We start from the raw sequence: 20722 nt of genomic DNA, 5'->3' as shown, positions 1-20722 counted from the left end.
AACCTACCCTAAAACTAACGCGTCGACTAGTGAAAAGTCTAATAATTATTGAATTTGTTCTTATTTGAGGATGTAAATTTGATCACAATGATTAGGTATTTAAACCCTAAACTGGATTAAACATTAATATTGTTGACCAGTCATGAGTTGACTTACCTGGATCTTGTTCCTAACATCTTACGAATGTAATGTTTTTAATCTACTAACTCAGTCCCTAAGCAAAATTCAATATTTATTTTTATAAAGTTAAAGTTTATCCTAAAGGCTCCAGCCTAATTTTGATAAGCACTTAGGGATTTATTACAAACATAACAAATATGTTTAAACCAGAGAAGCGTTATTAACTAAAATATTAATTATGAAAGTTCTGATTGCAGATTTTGATTTATTTAGTAAAGTAGGGGGTGGACAAACCTTTTACAAAAGTATCATTAAAAAAAATCCCCAGATTGAGTTTTATTATCTTCTCGAAAAAGAACCTTTAAACACTTATCGCCCACTCAATGCTAATGTTCTTGAGTATCAAGAAAAGTTTCTGCTTACTGATTTTAAGAATTTCTTTGAAGTAACTCCTCCTAAATGGGTTGAACGGGCTTTTGTTATGGCTAGCAATATTGCTGCTTCTGCAGCCGGTCAACAATTTGATATTATTGACGTTCCCGATTATGAACAATGGGGAATCTTTTTGCGATCAGCCCTAAATCGTTATCAAGTCAATTTTAAAAGTATTGCCCTATCAATGCATGGAAAAATATCTAAAACCTTACGGTTAGATTGGTTTGACTTTGGACAAGATAATATCCCTTTAGATATTCAAGAAGTGATGCAGTATAAGTCCGTAGATATTCGCTATGGTATTAGTAAAAGTTATCTAGATGAATGGAGAGAAATTTCTGAGCTCCCATCGTATTATTATAATCCCCTTTATTTTTTCGATATTCCCAAGCCTACCCAATGTTTAACATCAGAAACTGCCCCGAACTTAAATTTTATTGGACGTACAGAAAAACGAAAAGGGCCTGATATTTTTATAGATTTAGTATGGTGGCTCCCCCGTTCTAGCTACACTTGCGCTCAAATTATTGGTCCCCATAGTTATAACTATAACAACACAATTTCTTCTCAAGATTATCTTGAAAAGATGTTGAGAAACCGACTCAAAGATCTCTATATAAGTCCTCCAGTTAGTAAGAGAAAATTGATAGAATTGTTTGCGAGTAAATCTATTACTTTTGTGCCATCAAGATATGATACTTTTAATTTAGTTGCACTAGAATCATTATTATCTGGTTGTCCAACAGTGGTCGGTAATGGAGCTGGAGTTTGTCGTTTTTTAAAAGAACAATTTCCCAAAATTCCTTTTATAACCATTGATATTAATGATATTTATTCGAGTCTCCCAGCAATTATTCAAGTGTTGGAAAACTATGAGGAATATCGTCAAAACTTAGTAGACACAATTCTTTGTACTAATTTAGAAATAACCGATCCTGTATTGGAAGATATTTATAATCAATCTTCTGTAGCTGATGTACAAATCAGAGATGAATTAGATCAGTGGTATTCTCAACTTATCGATTATTGGGAATTAAATCAACTTGGCTTTAGTTTTTCTAAAATACCAATTATTAAAGTAGCAAAATCTAAGGTTAAGTCCAAAATTAAACCAGCTTATAAACAACTGAAACAAGCTATTGGAAAAGTTAAGGAACAATTAAGAAAACCATTAGAGGAAACAAGTAATGCCCAAGTATTAAAGGCTTCCAAATTGATAAGACGTTATAAATATACATTTAATGCGTCTGAATTAAATCAGAAAGATTTGGGTAATAAAGTTAAAGAATGTTGGAAGTTAGGATCAACTTTTGAAGCAGATGTTCAAAACTGGCGAGATCGCTTAGAAAATGGCTATCGTATTGATCGGGTGCGTCTGTGGAGAGAAATTGCTAGACTCGAGGAATTACGGGGTAATGACTTTGTAGCTGCTACCTATAAGGTTCGAGGGATGCGTTTATTAGACGGCGATAATTTTAGAGATCTTCCCTTTGTCTTACAAACCTTAGAAAAGAAAGGGTTAACTCGTGAAGCACAGGTTTTACAAGCAATGTATGGCAATTTAGCCGAACGAGAAAGTCGGTGTCACACTCTAATTGAGCAAGCTTTTAACGACAATAAACACAATAACCCTGACTGGAACTATGAAATTATCGATGATCGCCGAGAGAAATCTAGTTATCGAGTAAGTGTTATTGTTTCTCTTTATAATGCGGCTGAAAAACTTCCTTTATTTCTGAAAACTTTACAGCATCAGAGTCTAATGCAATCAGGATACGGAGAGATTATTCTGGTTGATAGTGGTTCTCCAGGGGATGAATATATAATTTTTCAACAGTTAGCCCCCAAACTTAATTTACCAATTCTTTATGTAAGATCGCACGGACGAGAAACTATTCAAACAGCTTGGAATCGTGGAATTTCTCTAGCTAGAGCTCCTTATTTGTCTTTTTTAGGAGTAGATGAAACCATTCTTCCTGAGTGTTTAGAAGTCTTAGCAAAAGAATTAGATAAAGATCCTAAACTTGACTGGGTAATTGGACACAGTTTAGTCACAAATGTTGATAAACAGGGTAGTTGGATTGATGATATAATGCCCTATTATCGAAGTAAATATAAGCAAGATCTAGTCTATTTAGAAACCTGTTATTTATCTTGGGTAGGAGCATTATATCGTCGTTCAATTCATGATCGTTTTGGATACTATGATGGTACATTTCAAGGGGCAGGAGATACGGAGTTTAAGAGTAGAGTTTTGCCCTTTATTAAAAGTAAAGTTGTTGATCGAACTTTAGGAGTTTTTTGGAACTATCCTGACGAACGAACAACCCAAAGCCCTCAAGCGGAAATTGAGGATTTGCGAGCCTGGTATATACATCGAACCTTAGCGGGGGTGCGTTATGCTTTTGCTAGTCGAAAGATTGAGGAAATAGAGCAATTAATTCACCTATGTTTATGTTATCGTAAGTCCTACTGCCATCATACCAGCACCGATTTAGAGTATGCTTACAACCTAAGTTTATATCTGAGAGAAATTGCTCCCGAATCCCAAGCTCTCAAATATTTACCAGGAATAAAAACTCTCCTTAATGCATATCGAGAGTTAGATTGGATGCCTAAACTTTCTCGTTTTTCTCCCCTAGGACGTATGTTAAAAACTCGAAATCTTGCCCGTAGAATTGAGCAAGAACATCTAAAATCCTGGAATTTAGAGCAAAGTTTTGGATTACAACCAAACTATAAAATTTTCAATGATAATCGTCATGAACAACACGCTTTTCTTTGGTTTACTGAGGTAGAAAAAAGTTAATGATTAATCAATTTAAAGACTGGTTAAAGGTTCGTCTGAGTCGGGCATTAGCCCCAGAGATTGATAGACAACTAGAAGTCGATCAAAAATTAGAAGAGGTTAGACTCTATGGAGTTGCTCCTTGGTACAAAGAAAACTTCTGGGAACCCCCTGTCCAACTTGCATTGCGGGATCTCTGTCGTCCTGGGTATGTAGTGTTTGACGTAGGAGCTAACTTTGGGGGGTTAACCACTGTTATGTCTCGTATGGTGGGACCAAGGGGAGTGGTTTGTTCCTTTGAAGCCAGTCCCCGAATCGTTGATAAATGTCAACGTAATATCGTCTTGAGTGGCTGTAGTAATGTACAGCTTTTTCATACTGCGGTTTATCATAAATCCTATGGAACTGTTCCCATTTATTTAGGTAGTCATCTTAACGATAGTATTTACACAAATCAACAAAATAAGTCTGCTACTTATCACGTTTCAACTATTGCCTTAGATGATTTTGTAGAACACACCGGGTTAATCCCTGAGCTGGTAAAAATGGACATTGAAGGAGCTGAATTTGATGCAGTAAAAGGAATGAATAAAACCATAAAATCAGCTAAACCACATTTAATTTTAGAAACTCAACCAGAAGATACCAATTGTCTCGATTTTTTGAGAGAAGCTGGTTATATTTCCATTGATTTAAACACCTATCAGATTATTGAAAATTCACAAGACTATCCTAAAGGGGTTGGAATTAGGAATAACCTCTATATTCATCAAGATAGGCTGTCTGAAGTAGTTTATAATCCTCCCTTTAACTTTGAGGAATATGCTTCCTTGGAGACAACAGATTTTGAAACCAAAACTAATGGCTCAATTTATCTCAGAACTCCTTTGATACTAGATAAAGGACGTTATCTAATTGATATCGATTTTGTGGCTCAAGGTGAAGATAATGACCTAACTTGTGGTGTGAAAGTAGGGGAAAAAATTATTTTTCGTTATCATGCCTATAGTAACTTACTGGCTTCTAGTTATCGTGATTGGGTGATTCATTTGTCTGAAACTTCAAAAGTTGATTTTTATTTTGAGTTTCTTAATGGAACAAAAGACAAAACTCTATCAATACAGGGAGCAAAAATCAGAAAAGTTACTAATTTCCAAAACCAACCGACCAACCTTTATATCTAAATATTTAGTCCAGTTATTTTTTCGGAATCACTATAAAATTAAAAATCATGCTAGTCCCATTATTAAGCCTCATCTTAGGTATTGCTTTATTGAGCATGACTCTATTAGTTTATTTAGGACTCCCTATTGTACGAAGTATCCCCTGGCTATTGAAGTTAAAAAATGAGCCGCGTTTCGCAGGAGGAAGTAGTTTAATTTCCCTAGTTTTAATTTTAGGAATTGTGGGCTATTTTAATTATGTTGAGGCTTCAGTTCTCAAAATAATGAGGATTTGCTTAGGAGGAATGGGATTAGGTTTTATTGGTTTAAGTTTTCTCGAAAATTTTAAGGATTCTAAAATATTTAATAAATACGATAGATTAGATAAAATAAGTCGGACAATCGATGAAATCCTGAAACTTTTTAAATATTTTGATCTTAAAACCCTTCTGACAGTAGCTGCAAGCCTAATTCTATTCTCTATCTTTTTAATTAGTTTCTTCGATGCTAATTATGGAGGTGATGCTTTTATGTATCATATCCCCTTTGCAGCTAGAATTTGGAACATTATTCCTCCAGAACAGTACACTTTTGAATACAATACAGAACACCGTTTTCTCGGATTTCCTTTACTAGCTAACTTTTTACAAGGTTTTTTTTGGTTTATTTTCCAAAAACCGGAGGCAACTAACTTATTGTGTTATGTTAGCTTGATAGTTCTCATTAGTTATCTAATTTTTTATCTACAAATTCCTTTCTATTTAGGAACGATTGCCCTTTTAGCTGTTCCCATGGTTCACATGCACGCAGCAAGAAGTTATATTGATTTACCTGGAAATGTCTCCGTTTCAATTCTTATTTTAACGACTTACCTTTTATATATAGGAAAAATTGATCTTAATGTTAAAAACCTGTTGATAATCTTTGTGTCTGCTACTACAGCAGCCAACACAAAGTTTCAACTTATTCCTGTTACTTTTATAACTCTTTGTTTCACTCTAGCTAACATCCTGATTCAATTTTGGAAAAATACTCCTCAAGGAAAATTTAAAATAATAAGGTTAATGAAACCATTATTAATTAGCTTTGTTGCTAGTCTAATAATTTTCGCTACACCGATTAAAAATATAGTTTTGTATCAAAATCCATTTTATCCCGTCAAAGTAGAGATTGCTGGAATGGTTCTTAATCATAATGAAGCAGTACCAGATTTTATGCACGAAAATATTAAAAAGCTTCCCCCTCCCTTTCGTTGGGCAAAGTCAGTTCTAGAAATTAATGCTTTTGATTCAAGAAGACCCTGGCAATGGACTCTAGCAATGGACTTTATTTCCTGGAATGAAGAAAGATTTGGAATGGGAGGATATTTTGGCGGATATGTAGTTTTCAACATACTATTATTTATCTTTCTTTGTTGGAAACATGACAATAATGATTCAAAAGTAGCTATTGTGTTAATGGTTATTATGACCTTACTGACATCGATTATGCCTCAGTCTTATGAACTTCGATATTATATGTATTGGATGATTGTTTTTGTTTCATTAAATTGTTATTTTATTTGTCGTTTTGTGGAAGGTTATTCTCAAAAAACTTTGTGGATTAAACCTGAAAATTTAGCTTTGATTGCTGCCGGGTTTATGATAATTTTTATAACTAAAACACGATACTTTTTTACAATTCCTGAATTTTCTTCATTTCATGATCAGGTTCAAAGGACTGACATTATTGATCAAAATCTACTGAAAAGTCTTGAACATGGAGAGCAAATTTGTCTAGTAGCAAAAGTTCCCCATTCTTTCCTTTACAATTCTTATTTTCACTTTCATTCTGATTATTCAATTAAAGCGGAATTTGATATGTCGCCGGAGTATATAGAAGAAAAATGTAAAGGTAGAAGAATCGTTCGATAACTGCTATTTATTGCACCATTTAGTTCTGTCTATTTAACAGCAGCTATTTATGGTTAAAGGCTTTTATTGAGAAGTCGTGAAGATAAGTAGATTGTTTAGATCGGTATTTAATATAAATTAGGTCATTAAAATATAAGTTTGTAGTAGCTACTTTAGAGCTGAATCCTTAATATGATTAAACGTATTCAAACAGAAAATCTCAATATTTTTTATCTTTTGACAATTGTTATTTTAGGGTTCTTACTTAGAGTTATGTTTTTGGGAACTATTCCCAATGGATTTTTTCCAGATGAGGCTTCTAATGCTTATGACGCTTATTCTATAATTCACACTTTAAGGGATCAATATGGTGAATTTTTACCCACATATTTTAAGTCAGCTAATGACTACCGTGAAGGATTATACATGTATATTATGGTCCCCTTTATCAAAATTTTTGGACTTAATGTATTTGGGGCTAGAATGACATCAGCTGTCATCGGAACTTTGACTGTTTTAGTTTTATATTATCTAACCAAAGAAATTTTTTCTCAACGTGTTGCCCTATTTTCGTCCTTACTTTTAGCTATTTCTCCTTGGCATATTCACTTTAGTAGGATTACTTTTAGAGCTATCTTATTTCCTTTATTATTTTGTCTTACATTACTAATTTTTTTAAAAAGTCTTAAGATTCCTAAATTAATTCCTATATCGGGTTTATTATTTGCAATCAGTATTTACACTTTTTATTCCGCTAGAGTATTTATTCCTCTTTTTATGATGGGTTCAGTAATCATTTATAGACAATACCTGATCAAACATAAAAATCAAACAATCCTTGCTCTAATACTCTTTACTATTTTATTTATTCCTCAGTTTATTTACCAACTTTCACCTCAAGGAATGGCCAGAGCTAATGAAGTTGGTCTCTTAGGAGATATACCCCAAATTACAAGTCATTATTTTTCTTATTTTAGTCCTGATTATTTATTCTTTAAAGGAGATCCTATTCCTAGACATACTATTGATAATATGGGGGAATTATATTTATTTGAAATAGTGACTTTAATTGTAGGTACAGCAGGATTAATTAAAAATCAAGTTAACTATAAGTCAATACTTATCTTATGGTTATTTCTTTACCCTATTCCAGCCGCATTAGTCAGTCCATATAGTGCAGTTAGGACCTGTGTCGGTGCACCTCTTTTTGCGATGATATCTGGCTATGGAATATTCTTATTGATCAATAAATTTAATGGTAAGTTTAGGCATATAGTAGCATGTACAAGCTTATTGGTTATTTTTGCTAGTTTAACCATTTTTACTGAACATTATTTTGTTGACTACCCTAAGCTAAAGTCAGATGCTTGGTTGCCAACCTTTCGGGATGTTATTTTTGAAGCCGATAACAGCAACGCTGACTGCATACTTATTAGTGATAATATCGAAAGCAAGTATGCTTATATATTAGTTCCGTTTTATACACAAATGCCAGCAGCTGAGTATCAAGAACTTAACATTGACGTTGTGACTGATAAATTGGATATGAAACGATGGAAAGTCATAGATTTTGAACCCTATAATCAAGGAAATTTACCAAAAATTGAGTATCATCTGAATAATGATTGTCTTTACTTACTACATTATTATCGCGATGATAATGTCTTAAAAACAGATGAATATCGTTGGCAAGATATTAAGACGTTTAAGGCAATGAATGGTGAACCCTATTATCGATTAGTTAAGTTGATCAAAGATTGATCACCAATGAACTGTTGTGTATGTAAACCGTTTTTTAAGGTTGTGATGCAAAGACTGGCATAAAAAAACTAGGATCTTATTTTAAGTTTATTTTGGATAAAAAGAGTTACACTCGCTAAAATAAAACCTAACCAAGTTAAACTACTAATCCAATTAGTCCAAACTAGACCATGAAAAATCACACGAATTTTATGGGTTCCCGGTTTTAAATTTAATCCAACTAAATTATGATCTCTATGATTTACTGGAAAATACTGCATTAGTTGATCATCGACCCAAACTTTTAGCATTTGAGGATAATATAAAATAGGAAGTTGAACAATCTGAGCATCTTCTTTAAGAGTAATCTCACACAGGGTACTTATTCCTTTTTGGGAACAACTATTTTGGGTGACAAAAACGGGGATGACCATGCGGGCTGGAGACATTCCTTCAAAAAAGAGTCGGTCGACCTGTATTTTCAACATTTGACCATCATTGGTTGATCCTTTTAATACAAATTTGAGCCCAAGATCCTCCCCAAAAATAGGAGCTCTATCAACGGGAATTGCCCAGTTTAATGCGCGGGAGGTTAAGGGAATCGTATCAAACGGTCGGCCATCAGATTGAACCTCGAGTGAGGCTGTACCCGTGATATTATCTATGTCAACTTCTCCTTGAAGGTGGAGAATTGGCTTCTCATTGTTTTGCCATAAAGGGTAACGAAATTCTGCTCCCAGTAATAACGGACGATTAATAAAAACATCCCAAGTAGCATACCCAGGAAGCCAGTCTAGGGGCAGTAAAGGTAATTCTGCTCCTCCGTACAATGTAGTCATGGGGGCACGATATAAGTAATCAAGTGCGCCAGAATATCGAAATAGAGGTTCTTTGATTAGATCTGCAACTGTTGCTGTACTGCGAGGAATAGGAAGCCAAGGACGACTGGCAATAACAATAATTAAGATACCTATGACTAAATGACGACGGTCTAACCGTTGGCGAAATATCAACACCACTGCGTAACCTGTTAATAATGCCCCAGACCACATAACATGAGTCAAAATACGAAAGGTAAATTGAGTTACCCACAATTGACGGGGTAAGAACTTCCAGAAGTCGACGGGACTCCAAGTGGCAAACAAAGCGATTAAAAAGACCCATAGTGACCCAATAAGATAGGGTTGGGCTGACTGTAATTTATAAGGGACTCGACGGGAGGAGTAATGATAGTAAATCACTACTCCCCAAGCAGCCAAAAAAATCCAACCTACAGCAGGGTGTAGTCCATAGGTAGGCGCAAACCCAGTTTCCGAAGGCGCAGGGGGTAAAGAGGTAGGGGAAATTAGGGTAGAAAGAGGTGTATACCAACGACTGTAAAAAGGATTGGAACCTCCTACTTGCTTACCGACAGCTAGGTTACCTGACATCAAGACCACGGGAATAAGAAAATAGAAAGCTAATAACCACCCTAGTCCATAGGCAATTACAGGAGGGAGTAGTTGGGACCATTGAAACCCTATTTTACGAGTTTTTAGAAAAACAATAAAACTCAATATCCCTATCGCTAAGGTGGTATAAATAAATGTAATAATATGGGTAGTGGCTAATAAAAACCAACTCAAACTACTCATAAGGAGATAGCGCCTTTTTCCTGTTGCGTAACATTGAATAGTGTAATAAAGAACAACGGGTAAAATTCCTTGGGCGATCGCTTCAGTAAAGGCTCCCCTGGCATGAATATTATTAAGAAAATAGGGAGCCGACATGTAAGATATCCCTGCCAAAATTGCTCCGGTTTGAGAGTGAATTAACCAGAGGCTGAGACGATAGATATAAAAAGCTCCTACTAAAAATGATGTCCAGATAACCAATTTATATGCATCATATGGGTTTGATGGAGTAATAAATTTATAGACTAATGCACCGAAAAGATAGGGAACCTGACTATAAAATTGAAACCCTGGATAACGCCAACCATGATTTTCAACAGGAGCAACTCTCAGGGGAAATTGGCCTTCTTCTAAGGCGAGACGCGCTTGGTGAACATAGCCGATATGAGACTGAGGGTCAGGATAGGGAAAAATAACTTCTGATGAAGCCATCGGTCCCATCAGTCCAATAGCAATCACGCCGTAAAGAGAGAGAATTAATAAATTAGTTTTATAAGATTGCAAAAATGCAGTTACTGTGTGATACGACTTCCAAATTTTCATCAAAAATAATCCTTAATTATTAATCTTTTTCCAAATCCCTAAAATTGATTTACCTAAAGAATAGCTAATCAAAGGATCTATTTTTTTCGACAAAGGAACCATTAAAGTATCCCAGAATTGAATTTGTTTAAAGGTTGGGTTAGGACTTTTTAAAAATAAGCGATTTCCTAAAGAAGCTAGTACTCCAACAGAATCTAAGTAATTTAGTTTTTGACAGTCCAAATTATCAGGCATTATTGATAGTAAAGTTTGCTTATCATAGCGACGGTAATGGCCAAGGGCTAGATCGAAAGGAGTAAAAAGCCATTGATGGGCTGGGCAAAGAACAATTAAATATCCTCCTTTTTTGAGATGATTAGCCGCTAAATAAACTTCGTTCTTGTCATCCTTAATATGCTCTAAAACATCTATATAGATTAGAGAATCAAACTGATCTGAAAGATTCAGATCAATTAAAGTCCCATTTTTGACTAAACAAAAATTGGGCAACTCTCCTCGAGAAATCAAATCTTGAATAGCAGATGCTAATTGAATATCTGGTTCTAAACAAATCCAGTGTTTATGATTGGTCTTGCAAAGAACTTTAGTTGTTCCTCCCATCCCAGCCCCCACTTCCAAAACTTCATTGCCTAGATACTGCTCAATTAAATTACAAAAGTAAGCTTTCCAGTTTTTTGCTTCACGGGCAATTTCCAGTTCTGATCCCACATACTGATACCGATTATTTTGCAGACATTCACCCATATAACTCCCAAAATTACTTCATTACTTCTTAATAGTTTTATTAGACATTTTCTTTATATTGTTTGTGTTTAAAGTTATCGCAATTGCAATAACACTAAGCCAAGCAACAAAACTAATTGAGTTAGCCCAGTCTAATCCAACAAAGATAACTTGAATATTATGGTTGCCAGGTTTCAGACGTAGGCCGACTAGATTATAGTCATAATAGTTGACGGGAAAGTATTCAGCCAGTCTTCCATCAATTTTTACCCGTTGCATTCTAGGATAGTACATCGCTGGAAGTTGAACCACTCGCGCCTGTTCTTCTACAGATACTTTACAAAGGGTTTTAATTCCTCGTAACATACATTGATCTTTGGTTACATCAAGGGGAATGATAGTATTTTCAAAAGACATTCCTTCAAAGACAAAATTATCTAGTTCAATTTTAGGGCGTTGACCTTGCTCAATATTTCTTTTAACAATGAACTGGAGACGGAATAGTCCTTCATGAAATTCCAAATTCTTTAGCTTCTCTGAAGTGAAAGGAATACGCGCACTTATTCTAGGTTGATTCAAAGATATTTCCCCAATAATTTCTTTATTTTTGTCAGAATGTAGCTCTAATACCGTTACCAATAAAGTGGTCGGGTTAGGTACAGTATCTTGGACCACTTTTCCTTCTAAAATAAGAACAGGGTTATCTGTTTCTTTCCATACGGGTAAAATCCGCCAACTAGGTTCATTTTCTAAGACCACTGGTAAAAGTCTATTATTGATATGATCCCAACTTCCATGACCTGGAATCCAAGTATTGGCTAATAAGGGCAATTGAGCATTGCCATATAAGGTATCTACCGAACTACGATTTAGATAATCGACAGCCCCTGAATGACCAAATTTAGGATCTCCAAGTACTTCATTGACGGTGATATGTCCTTTAGGAATCGGTAACCAAGAACGATTGGCTATGACAATTAATAAAATCCCTATTAATAAATGACGGCTATTTAAATGGCGTTTAAACAGTAGGATAGAAGCATACCCTATTAATAATGCCCCACTCCACATAACATGGGTCAGAAAACGAAAAGTAAACTGTGTGACCCACAATGATCTTGGTAACACATGCCAGAAATTGATGGGACTCCAGGTAATGAATAAAGCCAAGGGAAAAATATAAAGGAGCCCAAAAATATAGGTGTGATTGGCACTCAAATTAGAGGGCAAAGTTTTTGATGAAGAATAGTAATAAAGAACTACTCCCCAAGCAGCAAGGAAAACCCATCCGACGGCAGGGGTTAACCCATAAGTAATTCCTTCTCCTGTAGGGGTGGGTGGGAGAGCCGTAGGGGAAAGTAAATTAGCTAGGGGAGTCATCCAATTTGTGACATAAGGACTAATTTGATCGACATAAAATCGCATACTAACGTATTTCGATTCCAGGACAACAGGCATTAAAAAATACATCCCCAGAAGCCAGCCTGAAATATAACTTATGGTGACTCTGGTTAACTGTTTTCTCAAAGCACGAGTTTTTGGTTGTTTTAGAATAAGTAAAAGTCCTAAAATACCAAAAAATAAAGAGCCATAAATAAAAGTGATAATATGAGTTGTTGCTAGAGCAAACCAAGCTATGCTACTGAGTAAAATATAATTAATTTTGGGACTATTATAAGTGCGAATGATGTAATATAAAACAATAGGTAAAATTCCTTGAGCAATTGCTTCAGGAAATGCCCCACGAGCGTGAACCGTATTGAGGAAATAGGGGGCTGACATATAAGATAGTCCCGCTAAAATAGCAGCGATCCTATCACAAGTTAACAAACGACTCAAACGGTAGATGAATAGTCCTCCAATAAGTAAGGCTCCCCATAGCATGATTTTATATGCTGTATAAGGATTATTAGGGGTAATAAATTTGTAAATTAATCCCCCTAATGTATATGGAATCTGGCTATAGAATTGAAAGCTAGCATAACGTAAACCCTTATTTTCATAGGGGGCAATTCGCAAGGGGAATTGTCCCTCTTCTAAAGCCATTCTTCCTTGAATCAGGTAGGCTAAATGAGCTTGGGTTTCTCCTGTAGAAAAAATAATAGAATCTGAAGCCATCGGTCCCATTAAACCAATAGCTATCATGCCATAAAGAAAAATTACTAATAAATCCTTACGGTAATGAGTAAACCACAATTTAGGCAACGACGTGAATCTCAATATTTGTAAATTTAATCTAAGAGCCATTTGCTATCTGAGTTGGTAAATAAAAATTATGTCGTTTCGTGAGTAAATAGGGATGTGATTAACTAAAAATCTCCAGTTTTTTGCCGCCAGAGGATTATGGAAAATTTGGGAAATAATTTGTTGTTTAACCGTACTATCAATTAATAGATATTTTACATCTAATTGAGCAATATCCATTGTTTCTGGATTGAAATAATCATAACTATAATAAGATTGAATGTCAATTGTATATTTTTCTTCTTGGCTTAATAAATATAAATACTGGACAAAGTTGATGTTAACCCCAAAGGTTTTATAGACAATAGTATCAATATTTTTCTCTGGCAAAAGATAATTGTTTAGCAGATATTTAACAGCATGCTTAGTTTCTTGTCCCCAATTAATAGTTGAATCGTCTGCTAAGCGCCATTTTTCTTGAGTCCACAGAGGATTAACATAACTCAAAGATTGAGGAATTCCTAATAATCCAAAATAAATATACAGACTAAAACTACCTATTAGGAAAAATTTTTGCCATTTTTTCTTAAGAAAACCTGTAAGATAGGCAATACCAAAATAAATAAAAATAATCAAAGGATAAAAATATCGATAGCCAATAATAAAGCGACTATTATAAATTATATATAAATATATTAACGGATAAGAAACCACTAAAAAGAATGAATATAGCTGCCATTTATTTTTCCTTAAATCTATTATTTTTTTAGTCAAATATTTAATATCTACACGCTCAATTGACATTTGGATAATCAGGATAACAATGATAAATATAACGATAATAAAAAGAACAGGATTTTCTTTAAACCAAAATATTTTATTTAAATATTCTAAGGAAGTTATAGGAGTATAATCTTCGTATAAAAAAGGTTTACGAATTCCCCCTACTGTACTCAAATTCATTTGAATTCCCTGTATATAACGCTGTATATTATCAATAATTGATTGATTAGGTAAATTACGAAAAGCATAGCGGTACATACAAACAATTAATATCGGCTGTATTAACAGACTAATAAACCCTAAAATACCAAACTTAATAGCTAAATCTTTGAGCCTTTTTTTTAAAAGATAGATTAAAATGATTGAGTAAGCAGATAAGATTATTGGCACTAAAATAAGGTTACTAAATTTAGCATTAATTGCAAGAAAAAAAACAAGGTTTAGGCTAAAAAAGCAAATGATTAATTCGGATTTTTTAATTTTTTCTAATTGACGAATTATAATAACCATTGTCCAGAGAGATGATAAGGCATAAATACTAACAGGGACATCAAAAGATATTAGAAAATTATGACTATAAAAACTGGGAGAAAATACATACAATATTCCTAAACAAATAGAGATATTAGTAGGTATTTGTGGAAAGCAAAAAGTAAAAAAATACATCCAAACCAAGAATATGCTATTAATAAACAGATGGCAAAATCTTAAAATAAAAATTAGTTTTTTAAAATTTTCTGGACGTTCTAGTAAAAAACTATAACCAAGATTAAAAGCAGCTAGACGAACTTCCCTGTTTTCTTCGCCACTAACAATATTTATAGGAGGAACTACTATGTGATAATCAGAAAAAAATAGATCTATAATTAGAGAGGTAACTAATTTAAAAAAAAGGGGATGTTCTTGATTTAAACCCAATCCTTGGGTATAAGCATAAGCTGCTCCAATATAAGCAGGCTCGTCAGATGTAATAGAAGTTTGATTAATTAGATAAATCCCTAATATAAAATATACTAATATCAACGCTATAAAAATTAACCTGTTGGGTAAAGGATATAAGTTTATTTCTTTAAAATTCATAAAAGTAATAAGATGAAAGTAATGACTTAGCTAGGGTCTCAAAAACAACCGTAAAATACGAACTAGTGTTGCCCATTGCCTCAATTATTTTGTACATTAAGACTGAATGGATCGTCAATTAAGCCAACTTAGAGTAGAATGGCAAGTCAGTTTGCTGATCCTATCCGGGAAAATTTTAGAAAAGGACTTAATTAAGTAAGTTTAGCTAACTAAAAAGGTTGTCTTGATATTGATGAAAACATTAAAACTAGAAAATCAGGGTTGTTGGGAGTTGAAGCTTTTTGTTTAAAACAAAACGCCTTATCACCTCAAGGAGGAACTAGATTTGTTTATTTCAGTAATTATTCCCTGCTACAATGAAGAAGAAGTCATCAACGAAACTAATCATCGCTTAGTAAGTGTTATTGAACATCTCACTCCTCAATTTGAATTAATTTATGTTGATGATGGTAGTCATGATCAAACTCCCCATTTGCTGCGTAAATTGCAGCAAGCTGATCCAAGAGTCCATGCTATTCTATTGTCCCGCAATTTTGGACACCAAATGGCCGTGACTGCGGGTTTAGACCATGCAGCTGGAGATGCTATTGTCTTAATTGATGCAGATTTACAAGATCCTCCTGAAGTAATTGAAGAAATGGTCTACCAGTGGAGTCAAGGGTATCATGTTGCCTATGGAGTCCGAACGGAAAGAACAGGGGAAACTATCTTTAAACGTTGGACTGCAAAAGTCTTCTATCGACTGATAAATTGCCTATCCGATGTTCAAATTCCCCTTGATACTGGGGATTTTCGTTTAATGGATCGCCAAGTAGTTGAAGCCTTGAAAATAATGCCCGAACGTGATCGTTTTTTGAGGGGAATGGTTAGTTGGGTTGGTTTTCGACAAGTTGCTATTCCTTACCAAAGATCCCCTCGACTGGCAGGTGTGAGTAAGTATTCTTTGTGGAAAATGATCCGTTTTGCTACTGATGGTATTCTTTCTTTCTCCTTAGTTCCCTTAAGAATGACTATTTGGACTGGTATTTTTACCTTTGGATTCTCTTTAATTGGTATTGTTTATGCTTTAGTTCTTCGTTTGTTTACCTCAATTTGGGTTCCAGGGTGGACATTGCTCTTTATCTCTGTGTTATTTATTGGAGGAATTCAATTAGTCTTCTTAGGAGTGATTGGTGAATATATTGGTCGCATTTATCGAGAAAATAAACAACGTCCTTTATACTTAGTTAGAGAACGATTAGGTTTTGAAAAAAAAATTACCGAATCATAAAAACTCCCAATAGTAATCGTCTTTAATTTACTAACCATTTAGAAGGTGAATAAACATTCTGACAGCATTCCAGACCATGTCAATGTTTGTATTTCACGGTTAAGTCCTATATAACAGTTCCCACGTTTGCAGGATACACTAATTTTTAATCTTAGAGAACAGAAAAAAAACGTACAACTGAAGTGTACCTCATAAAATTGAGAGACACTATATGAAAACTAACTAAATAACTCATTCATGACCTTTGATAATTTTTTTTATGTTAGATAACTCATCTGTTGACCATCACCATTTCTCAAACAATCACAATAAAATTTCTTCTCATATTGCCATTATTGGTGGAGGATTTACTGGATTAACAGCCGCTTACCAATTAACTCGTCAAGGATATAGAGTAACTGTTCTAGAAAAAGATGAAGAAGTAGGCGGGTTAGCAGGAAGTTTTGAAGTCAATGGAGAAAAACTAGAGAAATTCTACCACCATTGGTTTACTAATGATAAATATATAATGGAATTAGTCAAAGAACTAAATGTTGAAGATCAAGTTACTTATCGACCTACTCGCACGGGAATTTACTACGCTAACAATTTTTTTAAACTAAGTTCTCCATTAGATCTATTAACATTTAAGCCTTTACACTTATTTAATCGGATTCGTTTAGGATTTTTTGTTCTCTGGGTTCGTCGTATTAAAAATTGGAAAAAATTAGAATCAATTAATGCTCAGGAATGGTTATTAAAAATTTGTGGAAAACAAGTTTATCAGATAGTTTGGGAACCTTTACTAAGAGGAAAATTTGGCGTGTTTGCGGAGAGTATCTCTGCGGTTTGGTTTTGGAATAAAGTTAAGTTACGAGGAGGAAGTCGCAATAAAGATGGTGGGGAAATGTTGGCCTATTATCGTGGAGGATTTGCCGCTTTAGCTGAACGTTTAGAAACTGAAATTTCTCTCAGCGGTGGTGAAATAAAAACTAATATAACTGTGAAAGGATTAATAGTAGAAGACGGACACGTAGTGGCTATTCAAACCTCACAGGGACTCATTAATGCTGATGCAGTGATTGCAACTCCTGCTTTACCGATTATTGCCGATTTGGTTGCGCCTCATGTTAGTTCTGAATATGTTGACCGACTTCGACGAGTTCAATATTTAGCCAATGTCTGTTTGGTCTTAGAATTGAATCGTAGTTTATCTAAAACCTATTGGCTTAATGTTAATGACCCTAATTTTCCTTTTGTGGGAGTAATTGAACATACTAACTTTGAATCTCAAGAAACCTATGGCGGACGACATATCATCTATTTATCTAAATATTTACTAGAAACAGAAGACCTTTATAAAATTAACGATGAAGAAGCTTTAAATTACTCAATTCCTTATTTAATAAAAATGTTTCCTGAATTTAATCGTGACTGGATTATTGACTATCATTTTTGGAAAGCACAATACTCACAACCCATTGTTTTGAATCACTATAGTCAATTGATTCCTGAGACAACAACTCCCTTAAAGAACTTCTATATTTGTACAATGTCTCAAATTTATCCTGAAGATAGAGGAACTAATTATGCAATTCGTGAAGGTCGAAAAATTGGATATTTTGTCGGAGAACAAATACAGTCTGTTAAGCCAAATAATTAAGTATTGATGACTCTTATTAGTTCTTTTACAGATTATGTCAATTCCTATAGTAAGTTTAATTCTTGGAATGATATTATTGATTTTCACTATTCTAGTGTATCAAGGTCATTCTCTTTTTAGAGATATCCACATTTTTTTAAACCTAAAAAAAAATAAGCTTTTTCTTGTTAGTCTTAGTTCTCTTTCTCTAAGCTTAATGTTAGGAATAATTGGACAGATTAATTATATTCATCCTTCTATTCTAAGAACAATACGATTTTTTCTAATTGCTGGAAGTTGGTATTATCTGAGCTTATTTTTTATCCGAAGTTTCCAACTTTCGAAAAAAATATTTCCTCTATCATTTCTGAGTATTGATTTTTTAAAAAGTAATAAATGGTTATCAAAAACTTATCCTTTCTTAGTAATTATTATTTTTTATATTATAATTTTATCATTTCTTTTATTTTTTGGTGATCGTATCGGTTGGGAAGGGGATGATATTGAGCAACTTGATGGAATTATAAACTTTTCTTATAAAGGTAAAGACTTAGTGTATCGCTATTACTGGCAGCCTTTAACCTATCAACTAAATCTTTGGCTTAATTCTTGGCTGAACCATCCAAGATTACTTTTTTTTATTCCTCAAATAATTGGTGCAGCTAATATTTCTATCCTATTGACAGCTGTCTATGTCTTCTCTGAAAGACGTCTAAATTTAATTTTATGTTTTTGCTTTTTAATTATTTTTCCAGAAATTATATTCTGTAGCTTGTACTATAATTCAACTGTTTTTGCTATGTTTCCTATGTCCATAACTATCTTACTTTTATTTTGGACAAAAAGTCCTATTAAAGCAAGAAAAACATGGGATTATTTTCGCTATTTTGTAATTGGTATAACCTCAACTTTAGCAGTGTTTTTTCGAATCGATTTTTTACTTTCTCTGCCATTGTTATGGTATTTAATGTTGTTTAATGACTCGTTGGAACATAAACTAGAACAAAAATGGAAAGTTTATTTAACTTATATCTTAACTAGTTTTAGTTTATTGGCATTTTTCTATGTTACTGATATCTTTAACCTAACAAAAATTATCTACATTACTACCAGTCATCATGAAGGAGTTAACACTTGGACAATTCGACAATCGTTAGCTAACTTATTTAGTGTCACTAATTTAGTAGTGTGGATTATTTTAATAATAAGCTTAATTTATCTTACTTTTACAAAAATAAAAAACAAAGACTGGAAGCTAGTTTTACTAATTTTATGTATTCTACCTTTATTTTATTCTCTGCCAAGTTTAACTAGTCCTAAATATTTAATACCTGGGATTATTTTTTTACCTTTTTTCTGCGCTTCAACTACATTAAAAATAAAATCTAAACTAGATAAATATCAATTTCAATCTTTAGTCTTTGGTTTTATTACTTTGAGTTTATTTCTACAAATAGTTGCCATACAGTTGGTTCCTAGAATTCCTTTTATAGAAATTACAGCTGATCCAAATTATATATATACTCATGATGGAATCAGAGTACCTGGAGGATATTTAAAAGGATATAATGAAGTAAAAAAAGCACAAATAAATAGTTATCATAGACCTATTAAATTTTCTCGCAAAATGGCACAAGCTATTCAAAAAATAGATGAAAATGTAACTGTAATTTATTTAGATAAATCTGATAGTCTGACGACGGAAGTTTGGATTTGGACATTTACTACTTTTTACCTTGAACTCGAAGGATATCAAGTCAAACATTATGATCGAAATAATAAAATAGTTTTATCATTGGCGGACAAAACAGTAACTATGCAAAGAGTAAATCAGGAACAATATGAAAACTATCTAGATATTAATCCAGAAAAAACTACTTTAATTAAAGTTCCTTATATAAGTCGTAAAGATCCTCAAGGATTAAAAAAATTTTTCGAGGATTTTTATGACTCTCTAGACAAATTAACACCAAGATATTAGAATAGAATGAGGTAAACTTTAGTTTTATTAAACTTATCATGTAATATGATAAACACTAACTTTTCAAAAGTTTTACCAGTAAATTATCAATAATTCTAATAATTTACTGGGTGTTAAAATTTTTTCTAAATTAAATTAGATTAAGTTATGACTTTAAGTTATTTTACTATCTTGCAATGCTGTAAATAATACATTATCAAATAATGATACCAATCAAGATTAACTTTTAAAAATTATTTATTTAACTGTTTATTGTTTATCTAACAAAATAACTTTTAAGAAAAGAATAATTAATATGAACTTAGTCTTTATAAATTTTCTAAGAAAAATACTCTAGTTATTAGAAACAGAAAAAATAATCAATAAACATAATGCCTACATTTAGGAAATTATCGTTAATATTTAACATGATAATAATCAACTTCAATATTCAATTAACTAGTTGAAAGAATATGTTATACAACAACGAATTGATATCGTAAACATTCAAAAATCTATAACGCTTTTACCTTCTCTAAAAAAATAAATACTATGCTAAAATTAATATACAAAAAAATTTTTAAAAAAAAATATCTACTATTTAGAGATAGTGAACTTCATTGGGGCTATACTTATTTTCCCTGTTTGAAGTGAAATAAAATTTTTCAGAAGAACCTTAAAAATTATTGTAAAAATCTCGAAAATTTGTTTATATTTAAACTTTTTTTACAAAAAAATCTGTGCTAG

The 20722-nt window shown here is 33.1% G+C and carries 11 protein-coding genes; 7 read left to right on the top strand and 4 right to left on the bottom strand.

The genetic code is table 11. The annotated features are described in order from the left end of the window. Positions 1-358 precede the first annotated feature (358 nt). The 4 genes from RGRSB_RS04360 to RGRSB_RS04345 all read left to right on the top strand — a co-directional run bounded on the left by RGRSB_RS04360 (position 359) and on the right by RGRSB_RS04345 (position 8159). Positions 359-3364 carry a glycosyltransferase gene (locus RGRSB_RS04360; RefSeq protein WP_119260001.1) on the top strand — a complete coding sequence of 1002 codons (3006 nt, stop codon included), beginning with the start codon at positions 359-361 and terminating at the stop codon, positions 3362-3364. A gap of 2 nt (positions 3365-3366) precedes the next feature. Next, a complete protein-coding gene (locus tag RGRSB_RS04355; protein WP_119260953.1) occupies positions 3367-4527 on the top strand; it encodes an FkbM family methyltransferase in 1161 nt (386 codons plus the stop codon). Positions 4528-4574: 47 nt separating this feature from the next. After that, the gene (locus tag RGRSB_RS04350; RefSeq protein ID WP_119260000.1) at positions 4575-6419 is read left to right on the top strand and encodes a hypothetical protein; all 1845 of its coding nucleotides are present in this window, start codon (positions 4575-4577) and stop codon (positions 6417-6419) included. Positions 6420-6590: 171 nt separating this feature from the next. After that, positions 6591-8159: an ArnT family glycosyltransferase gene (locus RGRSB_RS04345; RefSeq protein ID WP_119259999.1), complete on the top strand. Its 1569-nt coding sequence runs from the start codon at positions 6591-6593 to the stop codon at positions 8157-8159. Positions 8160-8227: 68 nt separating this feature from the next. On the opposite strand, the gene RGRSB_RS04340 is transcribed toward RGRSB_RS04345, so the two are convergent. From RGRSB_RS04340 to RGRSB_RS04325, 4 genes are read right to left on the bottom strand one after another with little or no spacing between them, the layout of a single operon-like run. Beyond that, positions 8228-10354 (bottom strand): hypothetical protein, encoded by a 2127-nt coding sequence (locus RGRSB_RS04340; protein ID WP_172582033.1) that lies wholly within the window; start codon positions 10352-10354, stop codon positions 8228-8230. Positions 10355-10366: 12 nt separating this feature from the next. Continuing rightward, entirely contained in the window at positions 10367-11098 is a 732-nt protein-coding gene (locus RGRSB_RS04335) for a class I SAM-dependent methyltransferase (RefSeq protein ID WP_119259998.1), read from the bottom strand. Positions 11099-11119: 21 nt separating this feature from the next. Next, a complete protein-coding gene (locus RGRSB_RS04330) occupies positions 11120-13324 on the bottom strand; it encodes a 6-pyruvoyl-tetrahydropterin synthase-related protein (RefSeq protein WP_232014580.1) in 2205 nt (734 codons plus the stop codon). A gap of 3 nt (positions 13325-13327) precedes the next feature. Then, positions 13328-15124 (bottom strand): hypothetical protein, encoded by a 1797-nt coding sequence (locus RGRSB_RS04325; RefSeq protein ID WP_119259996.1) that lies wholly within the window; start codon positions 15122-15124, stop codon positions 13328-13330. A 325-nt stretch (positions 15125-15449) separates the two neighbouring features. On the opposite strand from RGRSB_RS04325, the gene RGRSB_RS04320 reads away from it, so the two are divergent. The 3 genes from RGRSB_RS04320 to RGRSB_RS04310 all read left to right on the top strand — a co-directional run bounded on the left by RGRSB_RS04320 (position 15450) and on the right by RGRSB_RS04310 (position 19996). After that, positions 15450-16394: a glycosyltransferase family 2 protein gene (locus RGRSB_RS04320; protein ID WP_119259995.1), complete on the top strand. Its 945-nt coding sequence runs from the start codon at positions 15450-15452 to the stop codon at positions 16392-16394. Positions 16395-16653: 259 nt separating this feature from the next. Then, a complete protein-coding gene (locus tag RGRSB_RS04315; protein WP_119259994.1) occupies positions 16654-18036 on the top strand; it encodes an NAD(P)/FAD-dependent oxidoreductase in 1383 nt (460 codons plus the stop codon). 196 nt (positions 18037-18232) lie between these two features. Then, the gene (locus RGRSB_RS04310) at positions 18233-19996 is read left to right on the top strand and encodes a hypothetical protein (RefSeq protein ID WP_145961884.1); all 1764 of its coding nucleotides are present in this window, start codon (positions 18233-18235) and stop codon (positions 19994-19996) included. The last annotated feature ends 726 nt before the right edge of the window (positions 19997-20722 follow it).

Source organism: cyanobacterium endosymbiont of Rhopalodia gibberula (genome assembly GCF_003574135.1).
Lineage (GTDB): Bacteria > Cyanobacteriota > Cyanobacteriia > Cyanobacteriales > Microcystaceae > Rippkaea.
The sequence above is the reverse complement of the archived record's forward strand: the minus strand, read 5'-3'. Positions and strand labels throughout refer to the sequence as shown.

Excerpts from the sequence above, each read along its gene's own strand:
- RGRSB_RS04360 (WP_119260001.1), top strand. The coding sequence starts at position 359 with ATGAAAGTTCTGATTGCAGATTTTGATTTATTTAGTAAAGTAGGGGGT.
- RGRSB_RS04350 (WP_119260000.1), top strand. The coding sequence starts at position 4,575 with ATGCTAGTCCCATTATTAAGCCTCATCTTAGGTATTGCTTTATTGAGC.
- RGRSB_RS04345 (WP_119259999.1), top strand. The coding sequence starts at position 6,591 with ATGATTAAACGTATTCAAACAGAAAATCTCAATATTTTTTATCTTTTG.
- RGRSB_RS04340 (WP_172582033.1), bottom strand. The coding sequence starts at position 10,354 with ATGAAAATTTGGAAGTCGTATCACACAGTAACTGCATTTTTGCAATCT.
- RGRSB_RS04335 (WP_119259998.1), bottom strand. The coding sequence starts at position 11,098 with ATGGGTGAATGTCTGCAAAATAATCGGTATCAGTATGTGGGATCAGAA.
- RGRSB_RS04330 (WP_232014580.1), bottom strand. The coding sequence starts at position 13,324 with ATGGCTCTTAGATTAAATTTACAAATATTGAGATTCACGTCGTTGCCT.
- RGRSB_RS04325 (WP_119259996.1), bottom strand. The coding sequence starts at position 15,124 with ATGAATTTTAAAGAAATAAACTTATATCCTTTACCCAACAGGTTAATT.
- RGRSB_RS04315 (WP_119259994.1), top strand. The coding sequence starts at position 16,654 with ATGTTAGATAACTCATCTGTTGACCATCACCATTTCTCAAACAATCAC.
- RGRSB_RS04310 (WP_145961884.1), top strand. The coding sequence starts at position 18,233 with ATGTTAGGAATAATTGGACAGATTAATTATATTCATCCTTCTATTCTA.